Origin of the sequence: Bacillus cereus (assembly GCF_002577405.1) — a bacterium.
Lineage (GTDB): Bacteria > Bacillota > Bacilli > Bacillales > Bacillaceae_G > Bacillus_A > Bacillus_A cereus_AU.
In genome coordinates this window covers 354,475-374,139 of sequence record NZ_NULR01000006.1, presented here as the reverse complement: position 1 = coordinate 374,139, position 19,665 = coordinate 354,475, and the positions used below count along the sequence as shown (strand labels likewise).

Below are 19,665 nucleotides of genomic sequence, written 5' to 3'. Positions count from 1 at the left end.
TTATTAAGATAATACAGCTTTAATTTTTTGGAATGCCCACTCTAAATCTTCTTCAGAGATTACTAGAGGTGGTGCGATACGAATTACATTTTCATGTGTTTCTTTACATAATAGCCCAGCTGCTTTTAATTGTTCACAGTAAGGACGAGCTGGCTCGTTTAATTCGATACCGATGAATAAACCTTTACCGCGAACTTCAGTGATCATTGGGTTATCAATTTCTTTTAATTGCCCAACTAATTTTTCTCCTAATTGAAGAGAACGCTCTGTTAATTTTTCTTCTTCTAATACTTCAAGAGCTGCGATAGAAACAGCACATGCAAGTGGGTTACCACCGAATGTAGAACCGTGAGAACCTGGCTCAAATACGCCTAAAATGTCGCGGTTTGCTGCAACGCAAGAGATTGGGAATACGCCGCCACCAAGTGCTTTACCAAGTATGTACATGTCAGGAGTTACATCGTCCCAGTCACAAGCAAATACTTTACCAGTACGGCCTAAGCCTGTTTGGATTTCATCTGCTACGAATAAAACGTTTTCTTTTTTACATACTTCAAGAGCTTCTTTTAAGTAACCAGCTGGTGGGATGTTAATTCCTGCTTCACCTTGAATTGGCTCTAAAATGAATGCTGCTGTGTTTGGCGTAATTGCAGCTTTTAATGCTTCTAAATCACCGTAAGGAATTACAATGAGGCCAGGAAGCATTGGACCGAATCCACGCTTGTACTCTTCATTTGAAGACATAGAAACAGAACCCATCGTGCGTCCGTGGAAGTTATCTTCACAAACGATGATTTCAGCACGGTTTGCTTCTACTTTCTTCACATCATAAGCCCAGCGACGAACTGTTTTAATTGCAGTTTCAACAGCTTCAGCACCTGTGTTCATAGGAAGTACCATTTCTTTATTAGTTAGTTTCGCAACTTTTTCGTACCAAGGACCTAATTGATCACTATGGAAAGCACGAGAAGTTAACGTAACACGATTTGCTTGGTCGATTAAAGCGTTAATAATTTTTGGATGGCGATGACCTTGGTTTACTGCAGAATATGCACTTAGTAAGTCCATATAGCGGTTTCCTTCAGGGTCTTCTACCCAAACACCTTCTGCTTTAGAGATAACGATTGGAAGTGGATGGTAGTTATTTGCTCCGTATGTGTCTGTAAGTTCGATAATATCCTTAGTTTGAATCATGATTGTTCCCCCTTTTGTTATTACAAGAAGTTTGTAAATACTCTAAATATTATAGCATTTAAATATAAAAAAGCGAAACATTTCCTGAAAATAAATGAACATGTTATCATATAAAGTGAAAAAGTGTGAAAAGAGGAGGTAAGGGATACGATGGTACATATGCATATTACAGCATGGGCGTTAGGTTTAATTTTATTCTTTGTGGCGTATTCACTTTATTCGGCAGGAAGAAAAGGTAAAGGTGTACATATGGGGCTTCGCCTAATGTATATCATCATTATTGTGACAGGATTTATGTTGTACATGAGTATTGTGAAAACAGCAACAGGTAGCATGCACATGTGGTACGGCATGAAAATGCTAGCAGGTATTTTAGTAATCGGCGGCATGGAAATGGTTCTTGTAAAGATGAGCAAGAACAAGGCAACAGGGGCATTTTGGGGATTATTTGTTATCGCACTTGTAGCGGTATTTTATCTTGGTTTAAAATTACCGATTGGCTGGCAAGTATTTTAATTGAAAATAAAACCACCTTATGATCTCAAATGTTTGGGAGATAAGGTGGTTTTTATTTTTATGTCGCATCGATATGCAGCTCTTCTCCATTTACTTTCGTAAAACGGAACATGTTTTTATTTGATGTAGCGTGACGAACGAAATGATGCTGCAATGTACAGATCATCTCTTCGTTATCGAATAAAAGAATATTTACTCCTTCGCACATTTCCTCTTTTGGTAAGAAGGATAAATAATTATGACAATACATGCAATCATATAAAGAGTAATGAAGTGATTGTAATGCCTCTGTTAATAATGTAAAGACAGAATCAGGTAATTCCTCAAGCCATTCGTTATAACTAAGAAGTAATTTTTTACGAATTCGTATCATTTCTCCATTTTGAAGAGGGTGTTGTTCATCTGCGATTTGCAATATGTTTTGTTCATAAAAACGAGCGGGTAGCCAGTTACTGTTATATAAAACTTCAAAACCATCTTCGGCAATATCTTCTAGTAAAAAGGCTTCCTCATTTTCGTCATCAAAAAATATCCATTCATTATTTATATATTCTACATTGCCGACGGTATGAGCGCGGGGCTGGTTATATAAAATATGTTTACGTTGTATCATACATGATTTCTCCTTTATTGAAAGTAGTTATTCTTGTTATAGACAGTTCGTGCATTCTTTATAACTAGACACATCTAGACATAGGTGGGCATACAATAAAACACGTTTTACTGAGTGAAAATGCTATTCCATATGTGGATAGTAGTTTATTGTCAATTTTGTCATTTTTTTGATCCGCACTCATAGGGTGGGGACTACTGCTCGTTTAGGAAAAGAAATAAGACGGAAGGATGATGATTTATATGTGCGGGATTACAGGATGGGTGGATTATAAACGCTCATTAGAAGGAGAAAGAGACGTCGTTACGAAGATGGCTGAGACGTTAGCGAAGCGTGGTCCGGATGATAATAAAGTTTGGATTAAAGGCAATGTTGCATTTGGGCATAAAAGGTTAATTGTTGTGGACCCTGAGGGTGGTAAACAGCCGATGACTTGTTTAAAGGATGAAACGAATTATGCCATTTGTTACAACGGCGAATTATATAATACAGAAGACATTCGAAAGGAATTGTTAAGAAGAGGATATACGTTTAAAGGTCACTCTGATACGGAAGTGTTATTAGCTTCTTATATTGAATGGAAAGAGGAATGTGTCGATCATTTAAACGGTATATATGCGTTTGCAGTATGGGACGAACAGAAAGAACAAGTGTTTATTGCGAGAGATCGATTAGGTGTAAAACCGCTATTTTATAAATATGATAGCGGGCGATTATTATTTGGATCCGAGTTAAAAGCGATACTAGCGCATCCGGATGTGAAGGCGGAAGTAACGTTAGAAGGATTATCAGAAATATTCGGCCTTGGACCATCTAGAACACCTGGCCATGGTATTTATGCTGGTATAAAAGAATTACGTCCAGGGCATGCATTAACATTTTCAAAGAATGGTTTATGTATATGGAGATATTGGAATGTGGAAAGTAAAAAACATGAAGATTCTTTTGAAGAAACAGTAGAGAAAACGCGCTTTTTATTACAAGATGCCATTACGAGGCAATTAGTTTCTGATGTACCGTTATGCACATTTTTATCAGGCGGAGTAGATTCCAGTGCGATTACAGCAATTGCTGCGAAAGAATATGAAAGAGCAGGAAAAGGTCAACTACACACGTATTCTATTGATTACGAAGATAACGACAAATACTTTAAAGCGAATGCGTTCCAGCCAAATTCAGATGCACCATTTATTAACTTAATGACGGAGACATTTGAAACAATCCATCATCGCTGCGTCATTTCGAATGAACAGTTAGCAGAGTATTTAACAGAAGCAGTACTCGTTCGGGATTTGCCTGGTATGGCAGATATCGATTCCTCATTGTTATGGTTTTGCCGTGAAATTAAACAAGATTTTGTCGTTGGTTTATCTGGGGAATGTGCAGATGAAATTTTCGGTGGGTATCCGTGGTTTTATAGAGAAGATGATTTACAATCGAGTGCATTCCCGTGGATGCGTTCTACAGAAGCGCGGGAACGACTTTTGAAAAAAGAATGGCGAAATAAATTGAATTTGCAACAATATGTACAAAGGCGTTATGAAGAATCCATTCAAGAAGTTCCTATTTTAGAAGGAGAAAGCCCACTAGAAGCGAAAAGACGACAATTGTTTTATTTAAACATGGTATGGTTTATGACAACATTATTAGACAGAAAAGACCGTATGAGTATGGGCGCAAGCTTAGAAGTACGCGTTCCGTTTGCGGATCATCGCCTTGTCGAATATGCGTGGAATATTCCTTGGGAAATGAAAATGTATAAAAACCGCGAAAAAGGTCTGTTGCGAAAAGCGTTAGAAGACATACTTCCACATGACATCTTATATAGAAAGAAGAGCCCATATCCGAAAACGCACAATCCGTACTATACAAAAGCAGTAACAGTATGGCTTCAAAATTTATTAACGGATAAAGGATCAATTTTACACGAACTATTTGATAAAGAGCAGCTGGGCGGATTGATTGAGTCTGGCGGCAGTGCATTTCAAACGCCATGGTTTGGTCAATTAATGACTGGGCCTCAGCTTTTAGCACATTTAGCGCAAATTCATGTGTGGTTTAAAGAGTATGGGGTAAATATAAAAGAATAGGAAAGGGCGGCTTACATTTGTGTGAGCCGCCTTTTTGTTAAATAAAATTTGAAATGTATTACCTCATTTTTTTTGGTTTCATATATCTTACTCAATCATATGCAAAATTAGTATGACCACTCCATGCAGAAGTTCTTACTTGAGAATTATAGTTATCAAATTCAAAAACAGGTAAATGATATACATAATTGTCTATTACTGCACTCCTAACAATCAATATAAAATGGGGAGTACGTTATAAAATATATTTTTAAAATTTTATAATATGATTTTTAAGGGTTCTCATTTCATGAATAAATCATTCGGATTTTTCATAACTTACATTGAAAATGTGAAAATTGGAGGGAGTAATATTATGACCCTAAAAGAAAGAAGTGATTTATATCTTGAATTATTAAAAAAAGCGATTTTATTTGAAATCTGGCAAGAACATGAACAGTATTCACCTGCTCATGTAGAGATACCTATAAATCTAATGAGATTTATAGAGGTGCATAATTTAAAACTAATGCATCAAGTACAGCCTAATCCAGAAGCAAGGAAATATGGAATGGATTGGCCGGCTATTGCACATAGTATGGTTGGGCGTGCTAGATTAAATCAATTACATGCTGCGATGGAAACTGTTATAAAAGAAGAGATCCCAGGTGATTTTATTGAAACTGGTGTATGGCGGGGCGGAAGTTGTATATTTATGAGAGGGTTTTTAAAAGCGAATGATATACAAAATCGTCAGGTGTGGGTTGCAGATTCATTTCAAGGATTACCTGCACCGAACGTTGAAAAATACCCTCAAGATCAAGGAGATACATTATATACAATTGATTATTTACGAGTATCTTTAGAAGAAGTACAAAGAAATTTTCAAAAATATGATTTACTCGACAATCAAGTGACATTTTTAAAGGGCTGGTTTAAAGATACGTTACCTACTGCGCCGATAAAAGAGATTGCTATCGCTAGACTCGATGGTGATTTATATGAATCTACGATGGATAGCTTAACAAATCTATATCACAAAGTATCTCCAGGCGGGTTTATTATTATTGATGATTATGGCTTGCATACTTGTGAAGCTGCTGTAACAGATTTCCGGAAAGAAAATAATATAAATGAACCCCTTGTTAGAATTGATCATTATGGTGCATATTGGCGAAAAGCTATAAAAGAATGACTTAATAAGGGATTTCATGTCATAACCTCAACTGTTTTCAATTTAAGGGTTTTTATATTTGGGAAAATAGTGTGCAAGAGTACAGTGTATATATACGCTGTACGTTTTATTTTTGTTGTAGTTAGATGGTGTAGATATTAAAGAATAAGGGAAAAGCGGCTTACATGTATGTGAGCCGCTTTTTTTATTAAATAAATTGCCATATAAAACTCAAAATCATATTATAAATAATATTTATTTAGAATTATTATTTTGACGTATTTATTATTACTTGTTATACTTGGAACAAATATTCTTGAAAAAGATTCTCATTTACAAAATTGAGATGTAAGAAGAAAATAGGTTTGCTTGTGATGGCGTATGGAACGCGAGAGTCATTAGATGATGTAGAGGTGTATTATACTCACATTCGTCACGGGCGTAAGCCGTCTGAAGAAGCGCTCCAAGATTTAATCGGACGGTATAAAGCGATTGGCGGAATTTCATGGCTTGCAAAAATTACGAAAGAGCAAGCGCATAAATTAACAGATGCAATGAATAATATATTTACAGAGTATGAATTTACTTGTTACTTAGGGTTAAAACATATTGCTCCATTTAGAAGTTTTATATGACAAAGATCATGAATGTAAAGGTGTAACTGATGAATTAAATGTCGCATATTTTAGATCAAATATGCCGAATGTACAATCTGTGTTTATTGATTGCTTAGCTGAAATTATTTCTAAAAAAATGATGGAGATAGTTGACAAAGATTTAGTTTTGAATAATAATTAGTTTATAATAATTTTAAATAAATAATAATTACTATGAGAGAAAGAGGAGGATCCCCCTAGATGAATCCAAATAATCGCTTAACAACAAACCAAGGTGCTCCAGTTGGAGACAACCAAAATTCTCGTACAGCTGGTCGCCGTGGGCCGGTATTGTTAGAAGACTATCATTTAGTAGAAAAACTTGCACACTTTGATCGTGAACGTATTCCAGAGCGTGTTGTGCATGCACGTGGTGCAGGTGCTCACGGGGTATTCGTAACGAAAAACAGCATGAAGCAATATACGAAAGCAGCATTTTTACAAAATGAAGGAACTGAAACGCCTGTATTTGTTCGTTTCTCAACGGTTATTCATGGTCAAGGTTCTCCTGAAACAGCACGTGACCCACGTGGTTTTGCTGTTAAATTTTATACAGAAGAAGGAAACTATGATATCGTAGGTAACCATTTACCAGTTTTCTTCATTCGTGATGCAATTAAATTCCCAGACATGGTGCATTCTTTAAAACCAGCACCTGATACAAATATTCAAACACCAGATCGTTACTGGGATTTCATGACGTTAACTCCAGAATCTACACATATGATGACATGGGTATTTTCTGATTATGGTACACCAGCAAACTATCGTGAAATGGAAGGTTTTGGTGTCCATTCATTTAAATGGATTAATGCAGAAGGTAAAATTGTTTACATTAAATATCACTGGAAGCCACAGCAAGGTATACGTAATTTAAGTGCAAAAGAAGTGGAGCAAGTACAAGGAAAAGACTTCAACCATGCAACTCGTGACTTATTTGATGCAATCGAAAAAGGAAACTATCCGAAATGGGATTTACACGTACAAGTCATGCAACTAGATGAAACGGACTCTTTAGATTTCGATCCACTAGATCCAACGAAAGTATGGCCAGAAGATCGCTTCCCATTAATCGAAGTAGGGACAATGACGTTAAACCGTAATCCGAAAAACTTCTTCGCGGAAGTAGAACAAGCGGCGTTTACTCCAAGTGCAACTGTAAATGGTATTGAACCATCTGAAGATAAATTATTACAAGGTCGTTTATTCTCTTACCCAGATACACAGCGTTACCGCCTTGGTGCAAATTATTTACAAATTCCTGTAAATTGCCCATACGCAGCTGTTCGTAACCAACAACGTGATGGTGCGATGCAAATGAATCAAAATCCATCTACAATAAACTACGAACCGAGCCGTCATACAGAAAATCCAGTTGAAGATCCAACTTACCGTGATTCAACTATGAAAGTAGAAGGCTACGTATCTCGTGAAAAAATTGAGAAACCAAATGACTTCAAACAAGCGGGTGAGCGTTACCGTTCATTCTCTAAAGAAGAGCAAGATAACTTAATTGCAAACTTAACAAATGATCTAAAAGACGTAAATGAACGTACGAAATTATTAGCTGTTTGTAACTTCTTCCGTGCAGATCAAGAGTACGGCATGCGTTTAGCGCAGGCATTAAATGTTGATATTACGCAATATGTAGGAAATGCTCCGAAATAAATAGGGAAAGACGACTGAATTTCGGTCGTCTTTTTTATTTTACTTGTAGCGTTAGGGGGTATTCTGCGCTTCTGTCATGTCGAAATCTGTTGGTAAATCGATATGTTGTGTCGAACCGTTGATATATTGAAAGAAACGATCGATATATTTGAAAAATCGTCGATATATCCGAAAAACCGTTGATATATTCGCAAAGATACTATGCGGGGTATGTGGTCGGGGGTGATAAAAAGAGATGCAATCTACTATAAGTAGATTGCATCTCTTTTTTAATTCACTCGTTCCGTATATTCATAGGCTTTCTCGCCGTGCATCGAAATATCAAGCCCCATTTGTTCTTCGTGCTCATCGACCCGGACAGGGAGGAAGAAGTTAATGGCTTTAATAATGGCGTACGTCATGATGATCGTGAATGCATATGTTGCGCCGATTGCTACAAGTTGTTTAAACAGTAAAGCGGCATTCCCATAAAACAATCCGTTAGCACCATCACCGTTTGCAGTAGTAGTTGCAAATAGTCCAGTTGCAATACCGCCCCAAGTTCCTCCGATGCCGTGACATCCAAAGGCATCAAGTGTATCGTCGTATCCGAATTTTGTTTTTAGGAAGAAAACAGCGCCGAAACATAATACACCGCCAATTGCTCCGATAAGCAGAGCGGAGAAAGGTGTAACGAATCCGCAAGCTGGCGTAATAGCGACTAAACCAGAAACAACCCCGCAAGCAGCTCCCATCGCAGTTGGTTTTGATTGGAAGAACCATTCGGAAAGCATCCAAGTTAGAGCGGAGGCAGCAGCGGCTATATTTGTATTAATAAATGCAGTTAAAGCTACGTCGTTTAAAGATAGTGCACTACCGACGTTAAAACCGAACCAGCCGAACCAGAGTAGACCAGCGCCTAACATCGTAAATGGTAAATGGTGAGGAGAGGTACCGCTTATGTTTTTCCGTTTTCCTAGGAAAATAGCTAATACAAGACCAGCAACGCCAGAAGTGATATGAACGACATTACCGCCAGCGAAGTCTAACGCGCCAAGTTCTCTTAGCCATCCGCCAACGCCCCATACCCAATGAGCGACAGGATTGTAAACGATTGTTGTCCATAGAAGGATAAAAATAAGAAAGGCAGAAAATCGCATTCTTTCAGCGAATGCACCTGAAATTAAAGCTGGAGTTAAAATGGCGAACATGAGTTGAAACATCATGAATAAATTGTGAGGAATAGTAGATGAGTAGTCTGGATTTGGTGCGTAGGTAACGCCGTTTAAGCCGAACCAATCAAGTGTACCGATAAGTCCGTGCCAATCTGGTCCGAATGATAAGGAATAACCGATCATAACCCATTGAATCGAAACGATAGCCATTGCGCTATAACTATGCATTGTTGTACTGAGTACATTTTTACTGCGAACCATGCCCCCGTAAAAAAGTGCCAATCCTGGTGTCATCAGCATGACCATTACTGTCGTTACAAACATAAAAACCGTATCTCCCGTAGTCATTCTTTTCCCTCCTATTATGTTAGAAAAAATAACATCATTTTGTTATGTTTCATATCATATTCGAAATAAAAGAAAAAACAACTAAAAATTCAGAAAACTTTATAATTAATGTTAGAAAACCTAACATGAAGTATTTTGTGATGAATGAAATCAGCATATGCGCTTCGTTCGGATAATTGGTATAATATTCTTACAATTAAAAAACATGGGGGATGCATGTGGGAAAAATACGGACTAGGGAACTATTCATTTGTTTTTGTTTAGCTGTTATTTTGTTTGTACCAGTACATACTTTTGCGGAAGAAAAAAGGGAATGGCGAGATGAAGTCATATATTCCATTATGATTGATCGCTTCAATAACGGAGAACCGAAAAATGATAAACAGTTAGACGTTGGTAATTTAGATGGATATCAGGGCGGGGATATACGAGGAATTATAAAAAGATTGGATTACATAAAACAAATGGGATTTACTACTATTATGCTGTCTCCACTTTTTGGAAGTGAAAAGTATGATGGATTAGGCGTTCGAAACTTTCAAAAAGTAAATGAACATTTCGGAACAGAAAATGATGTGAAAGAGCTTGTAAATGAGGCTCACGAAAAAGGAATGAAAGTTGTATTTCAATTTCCGTATGAAGAAAACGAGCAACAATTAATAGACTCGATGAAATGGTGGATAAACGAAGTCGATTTAGACGGAAGTTATGTGATACATAGTGAAAAAAAGACACGTGCTTTTTGGAATGAAGTGCAAAAAGATTTGCAGAAGGTAAAGAAAAATTTTCGTATTATGACAAAAGAAGAGAATGAGTACTATGAAAAAATAGTAGAGTCATTTTCAAAAGCAGATATGTCTGTGAAACCTTTATATGATGTGAGCGGAAAAGAAGGAGAGTTCGCTACGTATTTAGATAATCAAGAAACGAAGCGATTTGCACGTATTGCAAAAGAAAATATGTATTACCCGCCGTCTCGTTTAAAACTAGCGCTCACTTACTTATATACATCCCCGGGGATACCGAATTTTTATTACGGAACTGAAATCGCATTAGATGGAGGGGATGTTCCAGATAATAGACGATTAATGGATTTTAAATCAGATGAAAAGTTTATGCAACACATAACAAAGCTAGGTGAACTTAGACAAACGAGACCCTCTTTACGACGTGGTACGTTTGAGCTTTTATATGATAAAAACGGAATGAGTATACTAAAACGAAAGTATAAAGATGAAGTGACATTAGTGGCGATTAATAATACGAAAGAAACTCAAAAAGTTTCCTTACCTGTAAGTGCTGTTGGAGAAAAACAAGAGTTAAGAGGGTTGTTAGAAGACGAGATTATAAGAGAAGAAAACGGAAGGTTTTATCTCGTTTTAAAGCGCGAAGAATCGAATGTGTATAAAGTTGGAGAAGAAACGGGTATGAATTGGTTATTTATTTCCTTAATAGTCGGTGTGAATGTACTATTTATCGCATTTTTAATGGCGGTTAAAAGGAAACGGAAATGAGTAACTCTTTTCTTCAGTAGTTCGTTTGCAGTTTCAGAAGAGGTGAGATATTTGCGGAAAAAGAAGTGGTTCACTTTATGTTTTTGTCTTTTTGTTGTATTCGTAAGTTTTCATTTTTGGGACGACGGTGACGATGGGAAATTTGTTCGGTGGGGCGATAGTGTTCATTCTGTTGATACAGCAGTTCTTAAGAGGAATAATATTCAATACAAAATCGAAAATGGTAAAGTTTATATTCCGGAAAAATCATTTGATAAAGCAATATGGTGTTGCTCTTAATAAATATAAAAACTCCTCTAATTAAGAGGAGTTTTCTTTTTAGCGGTAGTTAATAAATTGTACGTCGATTGGTAAGTCAGCGCTACGAACGGCTGCGATTACTGCTTGTAAGTCATCGCGGCTTTTCGCTGTAACACGTACTTGGTCATCTTGTACTTGTGTTTTTACTTTTAATTTCATTTCTTTAATGATGTTGTTAATTTTTTTCGCGTTATCTTTATCGATACCTTGTTGAAGTGTTGCGCGTTGGCGAACAGTGTTACCAGATGCCGCTTCAACTTTTCCGTAGTCCAAGTTTTTAATTGGAACGTTACGTTTTACAAGTTTAGAAATAAGAACGTCTTTTACTTGGTCTAATTTGAACTCGTCATCAGAAGTTAAAACAAGTACTTCTTTTTCTAATTTAATATCACTTTTGCTGCCTTTAAAGTCATATCGGTTTTGGATTTCCTTTAATGCGATATTAATTGCGTTTGTTACTTCAGGTAATTCTACTTTCGAAACGATGTCAAAAGAACTGTCTTTTGCCATAGTTAGCACCTCCAAATAAAATTCTAATCTTTTTATGTACTGTACATACTAAAGTATAGCTGAAAACGAGCTTAGACTTAAGTGTTTTCATACTTATATTCATGTAACCTCCTTTTATTATAGTGAATTTTGGGCAGTTGGACAAATAAAGGAAAAATCGTGTTATAATTAACTTTTGTTTGGAATGATAAAAAAGATAATTTTATATATATAGAAGGGAATTAAAGAATATGTATTTGCAATTAGGAGCGATTGAACAGGTAACTGTTTTACGTGAAACAGAAATTGGATATATGGTTGGAAACGAAGAGGAAGAAATCTTCCTACATAAAAACGAAGTAGCTGGAGAAATTGAAGAAGGCGATACGATTGATGTATTCCTATACCTTGATCACCAAAATCGTATTTCAGCAACAATGAAGGAACCAATCATTACAACATATGATTGGAATTGGGTAAAGGTTGTAGAGGTTATTCCTAGTTTAGGTGTATTTGTTGATATTGGTGTATCAAAAGATATACTAATCCCGGCTGATGAGTTCCCAATTTATATGCCGGTATGGCCAGAAGTAGGCGACGAATTGTATTGTACGTTAAAATTAACAAATCGTGATCGTTTAATTGCGCTTCCGGCAAGAGATAGTGATATGCAAGAGATTATCGTAGATGCGACGCCATCTATGCGCAATAAAAACGTAAATGGACGTGTGTATCGTTCACTTCAAGTAGGTTCATTCATATTAACTGATGAGCATTTCCGTGCTTTCTTACACCATACAGAAAGAAAAGAACAAGTCCGCATCGGTGAGCGTGTAACGGGCCGTATTATTGATGTGAAAGATGACGGTACAATTAACATTTCGCTTCTTCCTCGTAAAGAAGAAGGAATGGAAGATGATGCTGCAGTAATTTATGAGTATATGGAAGAACGAGGCGGAGCAATGCCGTTTTGGGACAAGAGCCATCCAGAAGATATTAAAGAACGTTTCAATATGAGTAAAGCTGCATTTAAGCGTGCGCTTGGTAAGTTGATGAAAGAAGAAAAAGTGTACCAAGAAGAAGGTTGGACGTACTTTAAGAAATAATTTGAATAAAAAGCACCGCCTTATTTTTTATAAAAATAAGGCGGTGCTTTTTTAGTTCTCTGGCTCAGACACAAGTGTAAACGTATCTTTTAAGTCACTATCATTTATTTTAATATTTGCCTTTTTTAATTCATCTTGTAACAATTTGTGACCGAATGTAGGATCTGCAATACGTTCTTCTTCTAAGTTTTTGCGGATAGAGTCTTTTACTTCATCGTAAGGTTTTAAATCTTTTATATCAGTTAATTTAATAATATGATAGCCGTTCGTTGATTTAACGGGATTGCTGATTTGTCCGACCTTTAGTTTGTAGGCAGCTGTTTCAAATTCAGGCGTCATTTTACCAGAATTTAAGTATCCGAGGTCTCCGCCCTTATCTTTTGATAGTAGGTCTTGAGATTCTTGTTTTGCTAATTCTTCAAATGAAGCACCAGCGTCTAATTTGTTCTTTATTTCTTTCGCTTCATTTTCATCACTTACTAAAATGTGACTCGCTTTAATTTCTGGTTTATAGTGGTCTTTCACGTCTTTTTCTGTAACGCTTTTCTTAATTGCTTCATTCATAGCAAGTTTGAACTCAATTTGATTTTTGAAATCATCTTCATCTTTTAAGCGATTGTTTTCTAATACTGTTTTGAATTGGTCACCGTATTGCTTTTTCGCTTTTTGTACTTCTTTATCTACATCATCGTCAGATACTTTATATTTTTTTGTGATAACGTCTTGTGCCATCATTTCGTATAGCATGTCTTTTCCGTAACGATCCTTCAATTGCTTTTCGAAGTCGCTCTTCGTAATGGTGGAGTCTGTTGCTGTAGCGACTGTAGCTGAGCCGTTTTTTTGTCCGCAAGCAGATAGCATTACTATACTTATTAGTGCAGTAATAATGAAAATATGTTTCCCTCTCATGCCAACACCTCATCCGAATATGTTATCGCTATTGTAGAATATAGAAGTGAACATGAAGTGAATTTTCAATGTTTTTTCCTGTGAAATGTAAAAAAAGTACATCAACAATTATGTTGATGTACGATGTAATCAAAGGTGATCGGTTTTCTTAGAATATGCGCGTTTTCCTTGCTGAATATTTTTTTGCTCTTGTTCATTTTTTTGAGTGCGCTTTGCATTATTATCGCGTGCTTTTTTGTCGTTATCGCTCGTATGCGGCATATGTATCAACTCCATTTCTAAACGTTGTACGTTTATCATTTCCTTTTTCGTAAAGACTATGTATAGCGGTACATTCATGAATAATAAAGGTGGATTAGAAATGGATTTGAAGTTAAATTATTCCGAACTTATAAAGAAGTTAATTGTTGTAATCATTGCGGGTTTATTAAATGCTATTGGGATGAATTTGTTTTTAACACCAGCGAAAGTGTACGCGAGTGGTTTTGCTGGATTGTCTCAATTATTATCACAAATATTAGGTGACTTTTTGTCTATTCATATATCTACAGGGGTATTGTTTAGTTTATTTAATATTCCTGTCGTTATTTTAGCGTGGAAAAAGGTTGGGAAGGCTTTTACGTTTTTTAGTTTTCTATGCGTTATATTTATGACGTTGTTTTTAGAAATTATCCCAGTTCGGGCGGTTTCGAACGATATCATTTTGAATGCGATTTTTGGTGGGATTATTTCAGCAATTGGAGTAGGAATCGCGTTAAAGTGGGGTGCTTCTACAGGTGGTTTAGATATCATCGCGATGATTTTATCTAAGATAAAAGATAAACCTGTCGGCACATACTTTTTCTTTTTTAATGCAATTATCATTATCGCTGCAGGTTATGTGTATGGATGGGAAAAAGCGTTATATACGTTAGTGACTTTATATGTGTCAACGAGAATTATTGATGCAATTCATACCCGCCATGTGAAAATAACAGCATTAATTGTTACGAAGAATGGGGCAGATGTACGAAAGGCAATTCACTCACGATTAGTAAGGGGGATTACAACTATACCAGCAACAGGTGCTTATACGAATGAAAATAAAGAAATGTTAATGATGGTTATTACTCGTTATGAGTTGTATGAATTAGAGCGGATTATTAAACAAGTGGATCCAGGTGCGTTTACAAATATATTGCAAACGGTCGGGGTGTTTGGATTGTTTCGAAAAGATTAAAGAGGACCAAAACTGGTCCTCTTTTTTTAATGCAAATTCGTAATGTTTTGCAACTGCTCCTGCATTTCGCGTAGCTGAACTTTTTCAGCAGTTGAAGAGTTTGCATAAGCGGATTGCAAAGCGTTTTTTGCTGTATATACGAGATCTTGTTGTTCAGCGCCGCTTGAACAAGATACAGCATTTGCAACAGCATCTCTAGCTTGTTGGAATAGTAAGTTCCCCATTTAAACCCCTCCAAAAGAAGAGTTACTTCTCGCTTTTTCTGCCTCAGCTAATGTACCTCTGTACGGGAATCTTGCATCATGCTTCATAATAGAATCGGCTCCTTGTTGGATAAAACGTTTTGATTTGTTCTTTTTACCCATTCGAAAAACCCCCTTTATTTAGCTGAACACAATCGACGCGGTAATCCGGCGTCTAATTATAGTATGAGCGTTTGGCGAGAAACTATAAGCAGGGAATTTTTAGATTACAACCCAAGAACCTCTTCTAAATATAGAGCGATACCATCTTCTTCATTCGTTAACGTTGTATGATTTGCGAGTGATTTTAATTCAGGGATGGCATTTCCCATTGCGATGCCATGACCAGCAAATTCAATCATTTCAAAATCGTTATCTTCATCACCGAAAGCAATGATTCGCTCTTTTGGAATGTTGTAATGGCTTGAAATTTTTTGTAATCCGACAGCTTTATTTAATCCGCTTTTTACAATTTCAATAATTGGCCAAGGTGCGCCCCATTTTCTATGGTCGATAACTTCAGCGTGCATGTCTGTTAAATGTTGACGAATTGCAACGGAATGATCATCGTGTGCGTCAATTAATAAACAAGTCGGATGATCGTTTAAAATATTTAATAAGTCTCCTGTGAAAATCTTTGGAGAACCGAATTCGAAAATATGTTTTTTATCTTCATCAATTTCACGAATGTATACATCATCCATGACTTCAGCATAGACATTTCTCACGCCGAAATCAAAGCAAGCTCGGACAATTTCTTGGGCTGTTGAAAGCTCAAGTGGAGAGTGATGTGTGCCCCAATTTGAATCAAGAGGGTGATGCACGTAAGCGCCATTAAAGTTTACGATCGGTGTATTAAGATTAAGTTCTTTATAATAATCAAAACTAGCACGGAATGGACGTCCCGTTGAAATGACGACGATATGTCCTTGTTCCTTTGCTTTTGCAATTGTCTGTTTCGTTCGAGTGGAAATTATTTTGTTGTCTGTTAATAAAGTGCCGTCTAAGTCTAATGCGATTAAATGTTGTTTACTCATAATTTCACCTCTTATAATAATTTTTTTGTATCTATCTGTATTTCCGTTTTTCATATGCAGAAATAAGAGGTTAGACTGGGTGAGACCACCATAGATGGAAATTTCACTATATATCCATCTTACGTCGCAAAGTGCTGTGGTGTCTACTATTTCTCGCTGGAAATGAAGAAAAGTCAATATCTTTTCGGAAAGTTCAAATAATGTTTCTTTCATTATGTACAAATTGTGAAAAGGGTTACATTGCTCGTATGAGGAGGCTTATAATGAATATGTAATCTTCTCGTATATGTTTGACTCTCCTTTGAAACTAGCCTACAGTTAGGTTGGTTTCTTTTTTTTCTACAAATAGGAAAGAAATCCCTGCTTAAGCTTGTGTAAATATATATATGTGCATGAGTAAACGGTAGTACTTGTTTCCTAAACATGACAGAAAAGCTTTCTTCTAAAATGGATATACTAATGAGGCAAAGACGTCATGGAAGGAGAATGGAAATGGGACAAAATCGCAGGTTTCGTTCTGGACAAAAAGCGCCAAATGATGGCATTTACGTAGAAATTGGTGAAACGGGAAGCATGGTGAAAGATCCGCAAATGGTGAAATTAACTGCCGGGGATAGGTTTCCAGAGAACACAAATCATAACCGTCAGTGGACATATAAAAGAAAACCGTAACAGAAGCCGCAATCGTTATTGCGGCTTTTTTTGTTGTTACATAATGAATGCTCCTTTTTTCTTTTTCAAATAATAAGTTTGAAAATACATAAGCAAATTTATTGTATAAAAAAGTCAGTTGGCGTATAATCAAATCAAAGGTCAAAGAAAGTCAAACTTTTGGAGGGCTGTAAAGATGGACTTAAATCAAATGACAACGAAAACACAAGAGGCGATTATGAGTGCCCAAACTTTAGCGGTATCTCATCATCACCAAGAAGTGGATACTGTTCATCTATTGCTTGCATTATTAGAGGAGCAAGATGGATTAGCAGTACGTATATTTCAAAAAATGAATATTGATATAGAAGCATTAAAGCAAGGTGTAGAAAATTTAATTAAAAAGAAACCTTCTGTAACGGGAAGTGGAGCAGAAGCTGGGAAATTATATATAACAAGCACGCTGCAACAATTGCTTGTAAGAGCAGGGAAAGAAGCGGAAAAACTGCAGGATGATTACATTTCAATAGAACATGTATTGCTTGCTTTTTCTGAAGAAAAAGGCGATATCAATCAATTATTTATAAAATTTCATATTACGAAAGATAACTTATTACAGTCTTTAATGACAGTTCGGGGGAATCAAAGAGTGACTAGTCAAAATCCAGAAGCAACTTATGAAGCATTAGAAAAATATGGCCGTGATTTAGTGGCTGAAGTGAGAGCGGGGAAAATTGATCCTGTTATCGGCCGAGATAGTGAAATTCGCCGCGTTATTCGTATTCTTTCACGTAAAACGAAAAATAATCCAGTTTTAATTGGTGAACCTGGTGTTGGTAAAACAGCAATCGTTGAAGGATTAGCGCAGCGTATTGTGAAAAAAGATGTACCAGAAGGATTAAAAGATAGAACAATCTTCGCATTAGATATGAGTGCACTTGTGGCCGGAGCAAAATTCCGCGGTGAATTTGAAGAGCGTCTGCAAGCTGTATTAAATGAAATTAAAAAGAGTGAAGGGCGCATTTTATTATTCATTGATGAACTTCATACAATCGTTGGTGCTGGTAAAACAGAAGGAGCGATGGACGCAGGGAATATGTTAAAACCGATGCTTGCGCGTGGTGAACTGCATTGTATTGGGGCAACGACATTAGATGAATATCGTAAATATATTGAGAAAGATCCAGCGCTAGAAAGACGTTTCCAACAAGTATTAGCAGAAGAGCCAACTGTTGAAGATACAATTTCCATTTTGCGTGGATTAAAAGAGCGTTTTGAAATTTATCACGGTGTAAATATTCATGACCGCGCGATTGTAGCAGCATCCGTTTTATCAGATCGATATATTTCAGATCGTTTCTTACCAGATAAAGCGATTGACCTTGTTGATGAAGCGTGCGCAACAATTCGTACAGAAATTGATTCTATGCCAACAGAATTAGATGAAGTAACGCGCCGCATTATGCAGCTGGAAATTGAAGAAGCCGCTCTTGGGAAAGAAAAGGACTTAGGTAGCCAAGAACGTCTTAAAACATTGCAACGTGAGTTATCGGATTTAAAAGAAGTTGCAAGTGGCATGAGAGCGAAATGGGAGAAAGAAAAAGAAGATATTCACAAAGTTCGTGACTTACGTGAACATTTAGAGCGCTTGCGCCGTGAATTAGAAGAAGCAGAAGGTAATTACGATTTAAATAAAGCAGCTGAACTTCGTCACGGGAAAATTCCTGCGATTGAAAAAGAGTTAAAAGAAGCAGAAGAAATGGGTGCGCATAATAAACAGGAGAATCGTTTATTACGTGAGGAAGTAAGTGAAGAAGAAATTGCAGATATTGTTTCACGCTGGACTGGTATTCCTGTTGCAAAACTCGTTGAAGGCGAACGTGAGAAATTACTGCGCTTAGAGCAAATTTTATCAGAGCGTGTGATTGGTCAAGAAGAAGCGGTAAGCTTAGTATCAGACGCGGTACTTCGTGCTCGCGCTGGTATTAAAGATCCGAATCGTCCAATCGGTTCATTCATTTTCCTAGGTCCTACAGGTGTCGGTAAAACAGAGCTTGCAAAAACGTTAGCACAAACGTTATTTGACAGTGAAGAGCAAATGATTCGTATCGATATGTCTGAGTATATGGAGAAACATGCCGTGTCACGTTTGATTGGCGCACCTCCTGGATATGTTGGGTACGAAGAGGGTGGCCAATTAACAGAAGCAGTAAGACGTAAACCATATTCTGTTATTTTGTTAGATGAAATTGAAAAAGCACATCCAGAAGTGTTCAACATTTTATTACAAATGTTAGATGATGGACGTATTACAGATTCACAAGGCCGTACAGTAGACTTTAAAAACACGGTTATTATTATGACCTCAAATATTGGATCTGCTCACTTATTAGAAGGGCTAGAAGAAGATGGCTCTATTAAAGAAGAGTCAAGAGAACTTGTAATGGGGCAATTAAGAGGGCATTTCCGACCAGAATTCTTAAACCGTGTTGATGAAATTATTTTATTCAAACCTCTTACAACGAATGAAATTAAAGGTATTGTTGATAAAATTGTAAAAGAATTACAAGACCGTTTAGCTGACCGTCACATTACAGTGGAATTAACAAATGCAGCAAAAGAATTCGTTGTAGAAGCAGGCTTTGATCCAATGTACGGAGCTCGTCCGTTAAAACGATATGTACAGCGTCAAGTCGAAACGAAATTAGCACGCGAATTAATTGCAGGAACGATTACTGATAATAGTCACGTAGTGGTCGATGTAGAAAATAACCAATTGATTGTTCATGTAAAGTAAAAAAAGAGT

At 36.6% G+C, this 19,665-nt stretch carries 20 protein-coding genes and 1 pseudogene; 12 read left to right on the top strand and 9 right to left on the bottom strand.

The genetic code is table 11. The features are described 5' to 3' along the window. Positions 1–3: 3 nt before the first annotated feature. Positions 4–1,194, bottom strand: a complete 1,191-nt coding sequence (gene rocD / locus COC96_RS10355) for an ornithine aminotransferase (RefSeq protein WP_098768735.1) — start codon at positions 1,192–1,194, stop codon at positions 4–6. Positions 1,195–1,344: 150 nt separating this feature from the next. Between rocD and COC96_RS10350 the strand changes: the two genes are divergently transcribed. Continuing rightward, a complete protein-coding gene (locus tag COC96_RS10350) occupies positions 1,345–1,710 on the top strand; it encodes a YisL family protein (RefSeq protein WP_098768734.1) in 366 nt (121 codons plus the stop codon). A 58-nt stretch (positions 1,711–1,768) separates the two neighbouring features. On the opposite strand, the gene COC96_RS10345 is transcribed toward COC96_RS10350, so the two are convergent. Continuing rightward, entirely contained in the window at positions 1,769–2,323 is a 555-nt protein-coding gene (locus COC96_RS10345) for a DUF2777 domain-containing protein (RefSeq protein WP_098768733.1), read from the bottom strand. 242 nt (positions 2,324–2,565) lie between these two features. Here COC96_RS10345 and asnB point away from each other — a divergent pair, with 242 nt between their 5' ends. The 5 genes and pseudogenes from asnB to katB all read left to right on the top strand — a co-directional run bounded on the left by asnB (position 2,566) and on the right by katB (position 7,890). After that, positions 2,566–4,413, top strand: coding sequence for an asparagine synthase (glutamine-hydrolyzing) (gene asnB, locus COC96_RS10340; RefSeq protein WP_098269014.1), 1,848 nt, complete (start codon positions 2,566–2,568; stop codon positions 4,411–4,413). Positions 4,414–4,768: 355 nt separating this feature from the next. Next, complete coding sequence (locus tag COC96_RS10335) at positions 4,769–5,587, top strand: TylF/MycF family methyltransferase (RefSeq protein ID WP_098269165.1); 819 nt, start codon at positions 4,769–4,771, stop codon at positions 5,585–5,587. Positions 5,588–5,940: 353 nt separating this feature from the next. Continuing rightward, positions 5,941–6,186: pseudogene (locus COC96_RS28695) on the top strand (ferrochelatase); the annotation flags it as partial. Continuing rightward, on the top strand, positions 6,176–6,364 hold the full coding sequence (locus tag COC96_RS28690) for a ferrochelatase (RefSeq protein ID WP_441296590.1): 189 nt from the start codon (positions 6,176–6,178) through the stop codon (positions 6,362–6,364). The pseudogene COC96_RS28695 and the gene COC96_RS28690, both read left to right, overlap by 11 nt. A gap of 59 nt (positions 6,365–6,423) precedes the next feature. Next, a complete protein-coding gene (katB, locus tag COC96_RS10325) occupies positions 6,424–7,890 on the top strand; it encodes a catalase KatB (RefSeq protein WP_098768732.1) in 1,467 nt (488 codons plus the stop codon). Between the two features lie 269 nt (positions 7,891–8,159). Here katB and COC96_RS10320 read toward each other — a convergent pair whose 3' ends face one another. After that, entirely contained in the window at positions 8,160–9,392 is a 1,233-nt protein-coding gene (locus tag COC96_RS10320) for an ammonium transporter (protein ID WP_098768731.1), read from the bottom strand. 212 nt (positions 9,393–9,604) lie between these two features. Here COC96_RS10320 and COC96_RS10310 point away from each other — a divergent pair, with 212 nt between their 5' ends. Together COC96_RS10310 and COC96_RS27970 are read left to right on the top strand one after the other, a co-directional pair. Then, positions 9,605–10,906 carry an alpha-amylase family glycosyl hydrolase gene (locus COC96_RS10310; protein WP_098768730.1) on the top strand — a complete coding sequence of 434 codons (1,302 nt, stop codon included), beginning with the start codon at positions 9,605–9,607 and terminating at the stop codon, positions 10,904–10,906. A gap of 51 nt (positions 10,907–10,957) precedes the next feature. Then, the gene (locus COC96_RS27970) at positions 10,958–11,185 is read left to right on the top strand and encodes a hypothetical protein (protein WP_098269018.1); all 228 of its coding nucleotides are present in this window, start codon (positions 10,958–10,960) and stop codon (positions 11,183–11,185) included. A gap of 39 nt (positions 11,186–11,224) precedes the next feature. Here the strand turns inward: COC96_RS27970 and COC96_RS10300 are convergent, their stop codons facing one another. Beyond that, positions 11,225–11,716: a YajQ family cyclic di-GMP-binding protein gene (locus COC96_RS10300; protein ID WP_002170814.1), complete on the bottom strand. Its 492-nt coding sequence runs from the start codon at positions 11,714–11,716 to the stop codon at positions 11,225–11,227. Positions 11,717–11,946: 230 nt separating this feature from the next. Here COC96_RS10300 and COC96_RS10295 point away from each other — a divergent pair, with 230 nt between their 5' ends. After that, on the top strand, positions 11,947–12,801 hold the full coding sequence (locus COC96_RS10295) for a CvfB family protein (protein WP_098768729.1): 855 nt from the start codon (positions 11,947–11,949) through the stop codon (positions 12,799–12,801). A 51-nt stretch (positions 12,802–12,852) separates the two neighbouring features. On the opposite strand, the gene prsA is transcribed toward COC96_RS10295, so the two are convergent. Beyond that, on the bottom strand, positions 12,853–13,710 hold the full coding sequence (gene prsA, locus COC96_RS10290; RefSeq protein ID WP_098269020.1) for a peptidylprolyl isomerase PrsA: 858 nt from the start codon (positions 13,708–13,710) through the stop codon (positions 12,853–12,855). Between the two features lie 129 nt (positions 13,711–13,839). Beyond that, positions 13,840–13,971 carry a DUF3941 domain-containing protein gene (locus COC96_RS10285; protein ID WP_001120851.1) on the bottom strand — a complete coding sequence of 44 codons (132 nt, stop codon included), beginning with the start codon at positions 13,969–13,971 and terminating at the stop codon, positions 13,840–13,842. A 100-nt stretch (positions 13,972–14,071) separates the two neighbouring features. Between COC96_RS10285 and COC96_RS10280 the strand changes: the two genes are divergently transcribed. After that, positions 14,072–14,929, top strand: coding sequence for a YitT family protein (locus tag COC96_RS10280; RefSeq protein WP_141536104.1), 858 nt, complete (start codon positions 14,072–14,074; stop codon positions 14,927–14,929). A 26-nt stretch (positions 14,930–14,955) separates the two neighbouring features. Here COC96_RS10280 and COC96_RS10275 read toward each other — a convergent pair whose 3' ends face one another. The 3 genes from COC96_RS10275 to COC96_RS10265 form a co-directional block, all read right to left on the bottom strand. Further along, the gene (locus COC96_RS10275) at positions 14,956–15,153 is read right to left on the bottom strand and encodes a DUF3813 domain-containing protein (protein ID WP_000527396.1); all 198 of its coding nucleotides are present in this window, start codon (positions 15,151–15,153) and stop codon (positions 14,956–14,958) included. Continuing rightward, positions 15,154–15,294 carry a hypothetical protein gene (locus COC96_RS10270; RefSeq protein WP_000516818.1) on the bottom strand — a complete coding sequence of 47 codons (141 nt, stop codon included), beginning with the start codon at positions 15,292–15,294 and terminating at the stop codon, positions 15,154–15,156. It lies immediately after the preceding gene. A 104-nt stretch (positions 15,295–15,398) separates the two neighbouring features. Beyond that, entirely contained in the window at positions 15,399–16,208 is an 810-nt protein-coding gene (locus tag COC96_RS10265; protein WP_098768728.1) for a Cof-type HAD-IIB family hydrolase, read from the bottom strand. 492 nt (positions 16,209–16,700) lie between these two features. On the opposite strand from COC96_RS10265, the gene COC96_RS10255 reads away from it, so the two are divergent. Together COC96_RS10255 and clpB are read left to right on the top strand one after the other, a co-directional pair. Beyond that, positions 16,701–16,880 carry a YjzC family protein gene (locus COC96_RS10255; protein WP_071744626.1) on the top strand — a complete coding sequence of 60 codons (180 nt, stop codon included), beginning with the start codon at positions 16,701–16,703 and terminating at the stop codon, positions 16,878–16,880. A 175-nt stretch (positions 16,881–17,055) separates the two neighbouring features. Beyond that, positions 17,056–19,656: an ATP-dependent chaperone ClpB gene (gene clpB, locus COC96_RS10250; protein WP_098768727.1), complete on the top strand. Its 2,601-nt coding sequence runs from the start codon at positions 17,056–17,058 to the stop codon at positions 19,654–19,656. Positions 19,657–19,665 lie beyond the last annotated feature (9 nt).